Annotated in this window: 16 protein-coding genes; all 16 read left to right on the top strand. The window is 69.8% G+C overall.

Annotation, left to right across the window (positions count from 1 at the left end; all coding sequences use genetic code 11):
- Positions 1–312 precede the first annotated feature (312 nt).
- A complete protein-coding gene (gene rpsP, locus ACFWYS_RS02795) occupies positions 313–732 on the top strand; it encodes a 30S ribosomal protein S16 (protein WP_272120086.1) in 420 nt (139 codons plus the stop codon).
- 5 nt (positions 733–737) lie between these two features.
- Complete coding sequence (locus tag ACFWYS_RS02790) at positions 738–977, top strand: RNA-binding protein (RefSeq protein ID WP_003973401.1); 240 nt, start codon at positions 738–740, stop codon at positions 975–977.
- A gap of 83 nt (positions 978–1,060) precedes the next feature.
- The gene (gene rimM, locus ACFWYS_RS02785) at positions 1,061–1,603 is read left to right on the top strand and encodes a ribosome maturation factor RimM (RefSeq protein WP_384762455.1); all 543 of its coding nucleotides are present in this window, start codon (positions 1,061–1,063) and stop codon (positions 1,601–1,603) included.
- Complete coding sequence (gene trmD / locus ACFWYS_RS02780) at positions 1,603–2,436, top strand: tRNA (guanosine(37)-N1)-methyltransferase TrmD (RefSeq protein ID WP_384762453.1); 834 nt, start codon at positions 1,603–1,605, stop codon at positions 2,434–2,436. Before rimM ends, trmD begins: the two co-directional genes overlap by 1 nt.
- Positions 2,437–2,570: 134 nt before the next feature.
- Positions 2,571–2,921 (top strand): 50S ribosomal protein L19, encoded by a 351-nt coding sequence (gene rplS, locus ACFWYS_RS02775; RefSeq protein ID WP_093910095.1) that lies wholly within the window; start codon positions 2,571–2,573, stop codon positions 2,919–2,921.
- Between the two features lie 60 nt (positions 2,922–2,981).
- Positions 2,982–3,716, top strand: coding sequence for a signal peptidase I (gene lepB / locus ACFWYS_RS02770; protein WP_384762451.1), 735 nt, complete (start codon positions 2,982–2,984; stop codon positions 3,714–3,716).
- Positions 3,709–4,800, top strand: coding sequence for a signal peptidase I (lepB, locus tag ACFWYS_RS02765; protein WP_384762449.1), 1,092 nt, complete (start codon positions 3,709–3,711; stop codon positions 4,798–4,800). Before lepB (ACFWYS_RS02770) ends, lepB (ACFWYS_RS02765) begins: the two co-directional genes overlap by 8 nt.
- On the top strand, positions 4,688–5,656 hold the full coding sequence (lepB, locus tag ACFWYS_RS02760; RefSeq protein ID WP_384762447.1) for a signal peptidase I: 969 nt from the start codon (positions 4,688–4,690) through the stop codon (positions 5,654–5,656). Before lepB (ACFWYS_RS02765) ends, lepB (ACFWYS_RS02760) begins: the two co-directional genes overlap by 113 nt.
- A gap of 87 nt (positions 5,657–5,743) precedes the next feature.
- A complete protein-coding gene (gene lepB, locus ACFWYS_RS02755; protein ID WP_384762445.1) occupies positions 5,744–6,517 on the top strand; it encodes a signal peptidase I in 774 nt (257 codons plus the stop codon).
- 10 nt (positions 6,518–6,527) lie between these two features.
- Positions 6,528–7,073, top strand: a complete 546-nt coding sequence (locus tag ACFWYS_RS02750; RefSeq protein ID WP_384762818.1) for an NUDIX hydrolase — start codon at positions 6,528–6,530, stop codon at positions 7,071–7,073.
- 56 nt (positions 7,074–7,129) lie between these two features.
- Positions 7,130–7,438 (top strand): DUF2469 domain-containing protein, encoded by a 309-nt coding sequence (locus ACFWYS_RS02745; RefSeq protein ID WP_003965949.1) that lies wholly within the window; start codon positions 7,130–7,132, stop codon positions 7,436–7,438.
- Between the two features lie 107 nt (positions 7,439–7,545).
- Positions 7,546–7,923 (top strand): YraN family protein, encoded by a 378-nt coding sequence (locus ACFWYS_RS02740; RefSeq protein ID WP_384762443.1) that lies wholly within the window; start codon positions 7,546–7,548, stop codon positions 7,921–7,923.
- Between the two features lies 1 nt (position 7,924).
- Positions 7,925–9,529, top strand: a complete 1,605-nt coding sequence (locus ACFWYS_RS02735; RefSeq protein WP_384762441.1) for a YifB family Mg chelatase-like AAA ATPase — start codon at positions 7,925–7,927, stop codon at positions 9,527–9,529.
- A 218-nt stretch (positions 9,530–9,747) separates the two neighbouring features.
- Complete coding sequence (dprA, locus tag ACFWYS_RS02730; RefSeq protein WP_384762439.1) at positions 9,748–10,995, top strand: DNA-processing protein DprA; 1,248 nt, start codon at positions 9,748–9,750, stop codon at positions 10,993–10,995.
- 292 nt (positions 10,996–11,287) lie between these two features.
- On the top strand, positions 11,288–12,130 hold the full coding sequence (gene whiG, locus ACFWYS_RS02725; protein WP_384762437.1) for an RNA polymerase sigma factor WhiG: 843 nt from the start codon (positions 11,288–11,290) through the stop codon (positions 12,128–12,130).
- 95 nt (positions 12,131–12,225) lie between these two features.
- Entirely contained in the window at positions 12,226–12,783 is a 558-nt protein-coding gene (locus tag ACFWYS_RS02720; RefSeq protein ID WP_384762816.1) for a TetR/AcrR family transcriptional regulator, read from the top strand.

Genomic DNA, 12,783 nt, shown 5'->3' with positions numbered 1-12,783 from the left:
GCTTCCCACCGCCCTACAGGGCGGGGCGCCCCCGTGGTCCCCCCCGGGGCGGCCCCCCCACGGCTCCGGACCGCGCGACCCACCCCGAGGGCACCCGAGGCGCCGGGTGCCTCTCAACCATGCCCGGCCCCCTCACCGCCCCCTCGGTGCAGCGCGACCCGCAGGGTGTGGCACAATGGCTAGCTGTACTCGACAGCCGCACAGGACCCCTCTCTCCTCCGGCTGACGCGTCCATCGGGCACTCGGGTACCGCAACCCCACGCGGCCATCTCGCCGTGCCCAACCACGTCAAATCCAGGAGAACCCACTCCCGTGGCAGTCAAGATCAAGCTGAAGCGTCTGGGCAAGATCCGTTCGCCTCACTACCGCATCGTCGTCGCCGACTCCCGCACTCGCCGTGACGGCCGTGCGATCGAGGAGATCGGCAAGTACCACCCGACCTACAACCCGTCGGTCATCGAGGTGGACGCCGACCGTGTGGCGTACTGGCTGGGTGTCGGCGCGCAGCCGACCGAGCCCGTCCTCGCCATTCTGAAGAAGACCGGCGACTGGCAGAAGTTCAAGGGCGAGCCCGCCCCGGCTCCGCTGCTGGTTGCCGAGCCGAAGAAGGCGCGCCCGTCGTTCGAGGCCCTCGGTGGCGACGACGAGGGCAAGGGTGAGGCGATCACCCAGAAGAAGAAGGCTGAGAAGAAGGACGAGGCCGCTGCCGAGTCCGAGTCGACCGAGGCCTGAGCAGCATGCTCGAAGAGGCGCTTGAGCACCTCGTGAAGGGCATCGTCGACAACCCTGACGATGTGCAGGTCGCCTCGCGCAACCTGCGTCGCGGGCGTGTGCTGGAGGTCCGGGTCCACCCCGACGACCTCGGCAAGGTGATCGGCCGCAACGGCCGCACCGCACGCGCTCTGCGCACCGTCGTGGGCGCCATCGGTGGCCGCGGTGTCCGTGTCGACCTCGTCGACGTGGACCACGTCCGCTGACGCCGAACGCAGCACCGGCTCGGGCCGGGGAGGGCCACTGGGCCGTCCCCGGCCCGTAGTCGTACGACAGGAGATTTGGACTCGTGCAGCTGGTAGTCGCACGGATCGGCCGTGCCCATGGCATCAAGGGCGAGGTCACCGTCGAAGTCCGCACCGACGAGCCGGAGCGCAGGCTCGGGCCCGGCGCCGTACTCGCCACCGATCCCGCCACCGCGGGACCGCTCACCATCGAGACGGGACGCGTCCACAGCGGCCGTCTCCTGCTGCGCTTCGAGGGCGTCACCGACCGCAACGCCGCCGAGGCGCTGCGCAACATCCTGCTGATCGCCGAGATCGACCCGGATGAGCTGCCCGAGGAAGAGGACGAGTACTACGACCACCAGCTGATGGATCTGGACGTGGTCACCAAGGACGGTGTCGAGATCGGCCGGATCACCGAGATCTCCCACCTGCCCTCGCAGGACCTGTTCATCGTGGAGCGCCCCGACGGCAGCGAGGTCCTGATCCCGTTCGTCGAGGAGATCGTCGCGGAGATCGACCTTGAGGAACAACGAGCGGTGATCACGCCTCCGCCCGGCCTGATCGACGACCACGCGGAGATCGCTTCCAGCAGGGACGAGTCGTAATGCGGCTCGACGTCGTCACGATCTTCCCCGAGTACCTGGAGCCCCTGAACGTCTCCCTGGTCGGCAAGGCACGCGCGCGTGGACAGCTGAACGTGCAGGTGCACGACCTGCGGGACTGGACGTACGACCGCCACAACACGGTCGACGACACCCCGTACGGCGGCGGCCCCGGCATGGTCATGAAGACCGAGCCCTGGGCGGACGCGCTGGACTCCGTCCTGGCCGACGGCTACGAGACCGGCTCGCGGGCGCCCGCCCTGATCGTCCCCACCCCCAGCGGCCGTCCCTTCACCCAGGAACTCGCCGTCGAACTCTCCGAGCGGTCCTGGCTGATCTTCACGCCGGCCCGCTACGAGGGCATCGACCGCCGTGTCGTCGACGAGTACGCCACCCGGATGCCCGTTTACGAGGTGTCCATCGGCGACTACGTCCTGGCCGGCGGCGAGGCGGCCGTACTGGTCGTCACGGAGGCCGTGGCCCGTCTGCTGCCGGGCGTCCTGGGGAACGCCGAGTCGCACCGGGACGACTCCTTCGCACCCGGCGCCATGGCCAACCTCCTGGAGGGCCCCGTCTACACCAAGCCGCCCGAGTGGCGCGGCCGGGGCATCCCGGACGTGCTGCTCAGCGGCCACCACGGCAAGATCGCCCGCTGGCGACGGGACGAGGCACTCCGGCGTACGACGGCCAACCGGCCCGACCTCATCGAGCGCTGCGACCCCAAGGCCTTCGACAAGAAGGACCGCGAGATGCTCTCCATCCTGGGCTGGATGCCCGATCCGGAGGGGGAGCGGTACGGCCGATTTTGGCGCAGGACCGAGGGCGTGGAAGAATAAGTCGCTGTTGTGCGTCGTCCGGCGTGCGCCCCTGCCACAGGGGGACACGACGCCCGCCCCGACACGGACAGCATCCTCTTGGAAAACCTAGCTCCCGCCTATGACCTGTGGCATGGGTGAAGAAAGCAGACGAAATGTCTCACCTGCTCGACACCGTCGACGCCGCGTCGCTGCGCAGCGACGTCCCGGCCTTCCGCCCGGGCGACACCGTCAACGTCCACGTCCGCGTCATCGAGGGCAACCGCTCCCGTGTGCAGCAGTTCAAGGGCGTTGTGATCCGCCGCCAGGGCGCCGGCGTGCGCGAGACCTTCACGGTCCGCAAGGTCTCCTTCTCCGTCGGCGTCGAGCGCACCTTCCCGGTGCACACCCCGATCGTCGAGAAGATCGAGCTCGTCACCAAGGGTGACGTCCGCCGCGCCAAGCTGTACTACCTGCGCGAGCTGCGCGGCAAGGCGGCGAAGATCAAGGAGAAGCGCGAGAACTGAGCGCTTCCGGGGGCTCGCCCTCGCGGGGTTCAAAGCGGGGCCGGATAACATCTGGCCCCGATGAACACCGAAGCACAGCAGACGGAGCGCGACCGCTCCTCCCGCCCTTCCGACTCCGGGACCACCTCGGACGAGGAGACCTCGGACACAGAGGGGCAGGAGGGACGGTCGCGTTTCGCGTTGGTGTCGCGGATCACCGAGTGGCTCCCGGGCGGGCGGATCAGCCTCACCCTGCTGGTCCTCCTGGTGTTCGTGCTGCTGCTCAACACGTTCGTCCTGCGGCCGTTCCAGATTCCCAGCGGATCCATGGAGTCCGGATTGAGGATCGGCGACCGCGTTCTCGTAAATAAGTTGGCGTACCGTTTCGGTGCCGAGCCGCGGCGCGGCGATGTTGTCGTGTTCGACGGAACTGGGTATTTCGGGGACGCGGACTACATCAAACGCGTTGTCGGTGTGGGGGGAGACCATGTGGTCTGCTGTGACAAGGAGGGGAGGATCCAGGTGAACGGCCGGTCGGTCGACGAGTCGACATTCCTGTACCGCGGCGACAGCCCGTCGACGGTGCGCTTCGACGTCGTCGTGCCCGACGGCACCCTGTTCGTCCTCGGCGACCACCGCAGCGACTCCAGCGACTCCCGCGACCACCTTGGCTCGCCCGGCGGCGGCATGATCCCGGTCGACGACGTCATCGGCCGTGCCGACTGGATCGTATGGCCGACCGCCCACTGGACCCGCCTGCACCGTCCGGACGTCTACGCACGCGTGCCCGCCGCGGAAGAGGGTGCCCATGGGTAACCGTGGCAAGCCCCGCGGCGTGCCCAGCAGCCCCGCCGAGAATCTGCTGCCCACCGGCGCCCGGCGCGCCGCCAGCCCCGCCGGCGGTCGTACCCGCGCGGAGCGGCGCAAGCTGCAGCGCAAGGTCAAACGGCGCCGCAGGCGCTCCGCGATGAAGGAGATACCCCTCCTCGTCGGCGTCGCGGTCCTCATAGCGCTCGTCCTGAAGACCTTCCTCGTCCAGGCCTTCGTGATCCCGTCCGGCTCCATGGAGCAGACGATCCAGGTCGGCGACCGCGTCCTGGTCGACAAGCTCACCCCCTGGTTCGGCTCCAAGCCGCAGCGCGGGGACGTCGTCGTGTTCAAGGACCCCGGCGGCTGGCTCCAGGACGAGCAGACGACGGTGAAGAAGGAGGATCCCGTCGTCATCAAGCAGGTCAAGCAGGCGCTCACGTTCATCGGCCTGCTGCCCTCCGACGACGAGAAGGACCTCATCAAGCGTGTCGTCGGCGTGGGCGGCGACCGGGTCAAGTGCTGTGACACGCAAGGGCGCGTCACCGTCAACGGCGTTCCCCTGAACGAGGACTATCTGTACCCCGGCAACGCCCCCTCCAACGCGCAGTTCGACATCACCGTCCCGCAGGGGCGCCTGTGGGTGATGGGCGACCACCGCGCCGACTCCGCCGACTCCCGCGTGCACCAGGACCAGGGCTACAGCGGCACGGTCTCCGAGGGCGAGGTCGTCGGACGCGCCATGTGGATCGCCTGGCCGTTCGGTCACTGGACCTCTCTGGACGAACCGAAAACCTACGCTTCGGTGTCCGACTCGGCGACCGGGTCGACCGCCTCCGCCGAGCTGTCGCATAGGGTTGCGTCAGACGTTTCGAACGGAACGATCCAGCTCCCGAGCCCTGCGGAACTCCCGCTCGTTATGGGAGTGGTGGGCCTGCGCCGCGCATGGGGCAGGCGGCGGCACAGAGTAAGGAGTTGGCGTGGGGGATGTGGCGGTTGGCGCACGATCCGGGCACGACGGCGAGGAGCACCGCGGACACCCCGTGGGAGCAGCCGACCCGGCCGCGGACGGCGCCGTGACCTCCGGGGATGACCCCGGAGCGGACGGTGACGGCGGAGGGTCGCAGGGGCAGCCCCCGACCGGCGGTCAGGGGTCGGACGGGGCTTCCCCCAAGCCGAAGAAGCAGCGCTCCTTCTGGAAGGAGCTGCCCATCCTGATCGGTATCGCGCTCGTCCTCGCGCTGCTGATCAAGACGTTCCTCGTGCAGGCGTTCTCGATCCCCTCCGACTCGATGCAGAACACCCTCCAGCAGGGTGACCGCGTTCTGGTCGACAAGCTCACGCCCTGGTTCGGCTCCGAGCCCGAGCGCGGCGAGGTCGTCGTCTTCCACGACCCCGACAACTGGCTGGCGGGCGAGCCCACTCCGGACCCCAACGCCCTGCAGACTTTCCTCAGCTGGATCGGCCTGATGCCCTCCGCGGAGGAGAAGGACCTGATCAAGCGGGTCATCGGCGTCGGCGGTGACACGGTCGAGTGCAAGAAGACCGGCCCGCTGACGGTCAACGGCAAGGCGCTGAACGAGCCGTACGTCTATCCCGGCAACACCCCGTGCAGCCAGGACGACCAGGGCGGCCAGTTCAAGGTGAAGGTCCCCGAGGGCTACATCTGGGTCATGGGCGACCACCGGCAGAACTCCCGGGACTCGCGCTACAACCAGTCCGACGCGAACCACGGCATGGTCCCTGTCGACGACGTCGTCGGCCGCGCCATCGTCATCGCCTGGCCGATCAACCGCTGGGACAACCTGCCGGTCCCGGAGACCTTCGACCAGGACCTGAGCGCTCGCTCCGCCGCACTGACGGTCGCACCGCAGGGGCTCGCCCTGGCCGGTGCGGTGCCGCTGGTGCTGTGGCGCCGGCAGCGGATCAAGGCGGCCGAGACCCGCTGATCGCTGGGGAAAGCTTTGCCGGGCGTGTGACCTTGGCGCTCGGGAGGGGCTGCCCGGTGTCGGTACCGCCGGGTAGGGTGCGGACCCATGGGTGGCCAGAGCACGACACGTACGGCGCCGCGTGACGGTGGCGCGAGCAGGGGCCCGGCGGGCAGTCGGACCGGACAGCGATTGTCCGGCTTGGCGGTGGCGCTGGGCCTGGTGCTGTTCCTGGGCGGGTTCGCCTGGGGAGTGGTGGTCTACCGGCCGTACACCGTGCCCACCAGCTCGATGGCGCCGACGATCGGTGCCGGTGACCGGGTGCTGGCCCAGCGCGTCGACGGCGGTGAGGTACGCCGCGGTGACGTCGTCGTCTTCACCGACAAGACCTGGGTGACCAACGCACCCGTCGTCAAGCGCGTGGTCGCCGTCGGCGGGGACACGGTGGCCAGCACGGGCGGCAGGCTGACCGTCAACGGCAAGCAGATCGACGAACCGTATCTGGCCAAGGACGGACTGGCCGACCTCCAGAACTTCGCGACGGTGACGGTGCCCAAGGACAGGCTCTTCCTGCTCGGTGACGAGCGGAGCGGCTCCCTGGACTCCACGGCTCACCTCACGGACGCCGCCAAGGGCACCGTGGCGCGCAGTGCCGTGTCGGCCCGGGTGGAGGCCGTCGTATGGCCCATGGACGGGACGCTGGAGCGCCCCACGGGCTTCGAGCCCCTCGGCGCGCTGTCGTCGCCGGGGCCGCTGCGGACGATCGTCGCGCTGATCGTGGTGGGCGGTGCGCTGGTGCTGGGCGGCGGGGCGTACGGGCCGATCGCGAACAGGCGGGCCAAGCGCTCCACGCCCCGGGCGGAGCCCGCGAGTGCCCACTGAGGCGACGGGCGTGGGGTACGGACCGGAGGGCGGAACCGACGCGGGGGAGAGCCCGTACGGCGACTCCTACGAAGGCGGGCTGCGCAGGGTGGCGCGCGTCGTCCTGCTCGACCCGCAGGACCGCGTTCTGCTGCTGCACGGCCATGAGCCGGAGGATCCGGCCGACGACTGGTGGTTCACCCCGGGCGGCGGCGTCGAGGGCGACGAGAGCCACGAGCAGGCCGCGCTGCGGGAGCTGGCCGAGGAGACCGGCATCACCGAGGCCGAACTCGGTCCGGTGCTGTGGCGGCGCAGGTGCTCCTTCCCGTTTGCGGGCCGTCGCTGGGACCAGGACGAGTGGTACTACCTGGCCCGTACGACGCAGACGGCGACCCGGGCCGTGGGCCTCACCGAGCTGGAGCGGCGCAGCGTCGCCGGAGCCCGGTGGTGGACGTGTGAGGAACTTGCCCGAGCGCATGAGACGGTGTATCCGACCAGACTCGCCGAGCTGCTGCGCACACTGCTCGACGAAGGTCCCCCCGCCCGGCTCGTGACCCTTGACACCGAAATTGTCTAGGTGCTGACGGGACTGGCGCACAATGGTGGGATCGCACGGCTGAAGGGGAACATGCCATGAGCGCCGAGGACCTCGAAAAGTACGAGACCGAGATGGAGCTCAAGCTCTATCGGGAGTACCGCGATGTCGTCGGTCTGTTCAAGTATGTGATCGAGACCGAGCGGCGCTTCTACCTGACCAACGACTACGAGATGCAGGTGCACTCGGTCCAGGGTGAGGTGTTCTTCGAGGTGTCCATGGCGGATGCCTGGGTGTGGGACATGTACCGGCCGGCGCGGTTCGTGAAGCAGGTGCGGGTGCTGACGTTCAAGGACGTGAACATCGAGGAGCTCAACAAGAGTGACCTGGAGCTCCCGGGCGGATGATGCTCACCCGTGTGGGTGAGCAGGTTATCCACAATGGCGGTCTTGTCCACCAAGATCCAATAGCTCGTTGAGCTGCCCTCATCGTTGGCGCCGGAGGTGGTGCCGGGATGAGCACGAGCAAGGGAAGCGCACGGAGCGCACTGGGCAGGTACGGCGAGACGCTGGCCGCACGGCGGCTGGTAGAGGCCGGGATGACGGTCCTGGAGCGCAACTGGCGCTGCGGCAGGACCGGTGAGATCGACATCGTGGCGCGGGACGGCGACGTCCTGGTCGTCTGCGAGGTCAAGACACGCAGGACAGGTGCCTTCGAGCACCCCATGGCCGCGGTGACCCCGGACAAGGCACAGCGCCTCCGGAGCCTGGCGGAGAGCTGGCTCCACACCCACGGCGGAGCCCCACCGGGAGGCGTCCGCATCGACCTGGTGGGCGTCCTCCTGCCGGAACGCGGCGCCCCGGTCGTCGAGCACGCCCGAGGGGTGGCCTGACATGGGGTTCGCTCGCACGTGCTCGGTGGCCCTTGTCGGGGTCGAGGGGGTTGTGGTCGAGGTCCAGGCCGACCTGGAGCCCGGGGTGGCTGCGTTCACGTTGGTGGGGTTGCCGGACAAGAGTTTGACGGAGAGCAAGGACCGAGTGCGTGCCGCGGTCGTGAACTCCGGCGCCTCATGGCCGCAGAAGAAACTGACGATCGGCCTGAGCCCGGCGTCCGTACCGAAGAGCGGCAGCGGATTCGACCTCGCCGTCGCCGCGGCCATCCTCGGGGCGGCCGAGCGGATCGACCCTCGCGTGCTCGCCGACATCGTGATGATCGGGGAGCTGGGCCTGGACGGACGGGTCCGGCCGGTTCGGGGTGTCCTGCCGGCGGTCCTCGCGGCGGCGGCCGCGGGGTACGAACAGGTGGTCGTACCCGAGTGTGCGGTGCCGGAGGCGTCGCTCGTTCCAGGGGTCTCGGTGCTGGGTGTGCGCAGCCTGCGCCAGTTGATCGCGGTCTTGACGGATGAGCCGGTGCCGGACGAGGAACCTGTCTCGGGCGAGATCCGCCCGGATCCCTTCCTGGCCGGTCTGGCGCTCCCGGGCACCGGGCTCGGAGCGGCGCTCGGCGGCCACACCCCGGATCTGGCAGACGTGGCGGGTCAGCGGTTGGCCAGGGTGGCACTGGAGGTGGCTGCGGCCGGGCGCCATCACGTCTTCTTCAAGGGCCCTCCGGGAGCCGGCAAGACGATGCTGGCCGAACGGCTGCCGGGTCTGTTGCCCGAGCTGAGTCGGCAGGAATCGCTGGAGGTCACCGCGGTCCATTCGGTGGCGGGAGTGCTGCCACCGGGCCACCCCTTGGTCGACGAGCCGCCTTACTGCGCGCCACACCACTCGGCGACCATGGCCTCGCTCGTAGGCGGTGGGAACGGCTTTCCCCGGCCGGGAGCGGTGTCCCTCGCACATCACGGAGTGTTGTTCCTCGACGAGGCCGCGGAGTTTCACAGCAGCGTGCTGGACTCACTGCGTCAGCCGTTGGAGTCGGGACACGTGGTGGTCGCCCGCGCCGCCGGGATACTGCGGATGCCAGCCAGGTTCCTCATGGTCCTTGCGGCCAATCCATGCCCCTGCGGTCGTCATGGACGGGGGGAGGACACCTGCGAGTGCAGGCCCTCCTCGATCAAGCGGTACCGCGCCCGGCTGTCCGGCCCGCTCATGGACCGAGTGGACCTGCGGGTGACGGTCGAGCCGGTGGCCCGGGCCGAACTGCTTCAGCTCCACACCGGGGCGGAGACGACGGCGATGGTGGCGGAACGAGTCAAGGCCGCTCGGGAACGGGCGGCCAGCCGCTACGAAGGGACGCCCTGGCGAATGAACAGCGAGGTGCCGGGGCATGAGCTGCGCACTCGCTGGCACGTCCAGCCGGGAGCCCTCCGCAAGGCCGAGGATGACCTGGACCGAGGCCTGCTCACGGCGCGGGGGCTGGACCGAGTCCTCCGCGTCGCCTGGACAGTGGCCGACCTCGCGGGCCGCGACCGCCCCTCGGCGAACGACGTGAACTGGGCCTTGGAGCTACGCACCGGCGTCCGGCGCGGTGCGGTCCTGGAGGGCATCGGCACATGACGGGCAACGAGGAGCCTCGCAGCGGGCCGAGCGCAGGGACAGCAAGCGGGCGGGTGACGGATCCAGGCGGCTGCCCCGCCGCGCAGTACGGCCGCGAGGGAGCAGATACCGGTGTAGATGACCCCGTTGGGCTGAGCGGAGGTGCGGCGAGCGGTCGCATGGCAGGAGACGAGGACCATCATGGCGGGCTGAGCGGCCACCGGCCGGTGGAGCGACACGTGACGGGAGAGGGGGACCTTCGTGCCGGACTGAGCGGCCCTGGACCGGCGGAGGGGCGCCTGAGGGGCGATGACCGGCATCCCAGCGGGTTCTCAGGACTGGTGAGCGAAGACGAGCTGCTCGACCGGGCCTTCCTCAGCCGCGTCATCGAACCCGGTGACGAGGTGGTCGGGCGGTGGGTGCGGGAGTTTGGGGTGGGGGAAGTGGTGCGGCGGTTGCGGGAGGGGGTGGAGGTGTTGCCCGGGGTGAGTTACAAGCGGTGGGACGGGTTGCGGGCTCGGGGCGAGCGGGCCGAGCCCGGGCGGGATCTTGCCGTGGCCCGGGAGGCCGGGGTGCGGTTTCTGTGCCCGGGGGACGTCGAGTGGCCCCAGCAGCTTGATGATCTGGGGGATGCCCGGCCCGTCGGGCTGTGGGTACGCGGGCGGGCCAGTCTGCGGATGTGGGCGCTGCGGTCCGTGGCCGTCGTCGGGGCCCGGGCCTGCACGGAGTACGGCGCGCACATGGCGGCCACCCTCGCCGGCGGGCTCGCCGAGCGGGGATGGGTGGTCGTGTCCGGCGGAGCCTACGGCGTCGACGGAGCCGCCCACCGGGGCGCCCTCGCCGCCGGCGGCGCCACCGTCGCCGTACTCGCCTGCGGGGTCGACCGGCCCTATCCGCGCGGGCACACCCAGTTGATCAACAGGATCGCGGAACAGGGGCTCGTGATCGGTGAGTTGCCCCCGGGCGATCATCCGACACCCAGCAGATTCATCGTCCGCAACCGGGTGATCGCGGCGCTGACCCGGGGCACCGTCGTCGTCGAGGCCGCCCACCGCAGCGGCTCGCTCGTCACCGCTCGGGCGGCACAACGACTGGGGCGTCACACGATGGGGGTGCCCGGCCCCGCCACCAGCGGACTCTCCGCCGGAGTGCACGAGCTCCTGCGCGCGGACGCCGCGCTGGTCACCGACGCCGCGGAGGTCGTCGAACTCGTCGGAGACATGGGAGAGCTGGCGCCCGAGCGGCGCGGGCCCGTCCTGCCACGCGATCTGCTGGAGCCGCGCGCCCGCAGAGTCCTGGCCGCGCTGCCCGGTCGCGGGGCGGCGCGGGCGGACGAGGTCGCGCGCGGCGCGCAGACCACCGAGGACGACGCGATCGCCAGACTGTACGAACTCCGCTCACTCGGTTACGTCGAACGACACGGCGACAGCTGGAAGTTGACACGCCAGGCGATTATGTCCGTTCGGGACGGTCGGCGTCGATGCTGACGGAACGTGTTCGGCCGTACGGGGGAACACGGACACCCTTGGAAATTCGCCCAGTTGGGGTGTTCGGGTGATCACGTAGAGCGACCGCCGTGCCCCGGCGGGGCGTCCAGCGGAACGTATCTGCGTGCGTCTTGCGCTCCGCCCTTCGCTCACCGCGACACCGCAGTCACGCTACGCTCACGGGGATTCCTGCGCAGACCGGCCCTCGACCCCGCAACAGCATCAGAACGTCATCAGACCGACAGCTCCCCCAGGCACTCCCACTTCACGGCAGAACGGCACAAGGCAACGAATGCCCCAGCACACCTCCGGGTCCGACCGGGCGGCGCTCCCCCCAGCCGCCCGTGACGGTGGCAGCGTGCGGCCGCCCGCTCCATCGACACTCGATGAGCTGTGGCGGTCGTACAAGGCGACAGGGGACGAGCGGTTGCGCGAGCAGCTGATCCTGCACTACTCGCCGCTCGTCAAGTACGTGGCGGGCCGGGTGAGCGTCGGTCTGCCGCCCAATGTGGAACAGGCGGACTTCGTGTCGTCGGGGGTCTTCGGGCTGATCGACGCGATCGAGAAGTTCGACATCGACCGGGAGATCAAGTTCGAGACATACGCGATCACGCGGATCCGGGGCGCGATGATCGACGAGCTCCGGGCCCTGGACTGGATCCCCCGGTCGGTGCGGCAGAAGGCGCGGAACGTGGAGCGGGCCTACGCGACGCTGGAGGCCCGGCTGCGACGGACGCCCACGGAGGCCGAGGTGGCCGTCGAGATGGGGATCGCGGTGGACGAACTCCACTCGGTCTTCAGTCAGTTGTCGCTGGCGAACGTGGTGGCGCTGGAGGAGTTGCTGCACGTCGGGGGCGAGGGCGGCGACGGGCTGAGCGTCATGGACACGCTGGAGGACACCGCCGCCGACAATCCCGTCGAGGTGGCCGAGGACCGGGAGCTGCGGCGGTTTCTGGCGCGGGCGATCAACACGTTGCCCGAGCGGGAGAAGACCGTGGTGACGCTGTACTACTACGAGGGGCTCACCCTCGCCGAGATCGGGAACGTGCTGGGTGTGACCGAGAGCCGGGTGAGTCAGATCCACACCAAGTCGGTGCTGCAGCTGCGCGCGAAACTGGCCGGCTTCGGTCGTTGACCTGGCCGGACGTGTGGGGGGATCCGTGGAGAGACTCCCGATCGTGGTGGCACGTCCGTAAAGTGGTTGACGTGCCAAGGATTCGAGCGGCCTCCGTGGCCGAGCACCGGTCGATGCAGCGAGCCGCCCTGCTGGACGCGGCTCGATCCCTGTTGTCCGAGGGCGGGACGGAGGCGCTGACCTTCCCGGCCCTCGCTGAGCGGACGGGGCTCGCGCGGTCGTCCGTGTACGAGTACTTCCGGTCGCGGGCCGCCGTGGTCGAGGAGTTGTGCGAGGTCGACTTCCCGGTCTGGGCCGCGGAGGTTTCGGCGGCGATGGAGCGGGAGTCGGCGGCCGAGGACAAGATCGAGGCGTATGTGCGGCAGCAGCTCGCGCTGGTCGGGGACCGGCGGCATCGGGCTGTGGTGGCGATCTCCGCGAGCGAGCTGGACGCCGGGGCCCGGGAGAAGATCCGGGCGGCCCATGGCGGGCTCGTCGCGATGATCGTCGAAGCGTTGCGGGAGATGGGGCACGCGGAGCCTCGGCTGGCGGCGATGCTGTTGCAGGGCGTCGTGGATGCGGCCGTGCGACGGATCGAGCTGGGGGCGGCGGAGGAGCCTGCGGCGATTACGGAGGCGGCGGTCTCCATGGCGCTGAGGGGCGTTCGGGGCTGA

Source organism: Streptomyces sp. NPDC059010 (assembly GCF_042740355.1).
Classification (GTDB): domain Bacteria; phylum Actinomycetota; class Actinomycetes; order Streptomycetales; family Streptomycetaceae; genus Streptomyces.
This window is presented reverse-complemented; position numbering and strand designations above follow the sequence as displayed.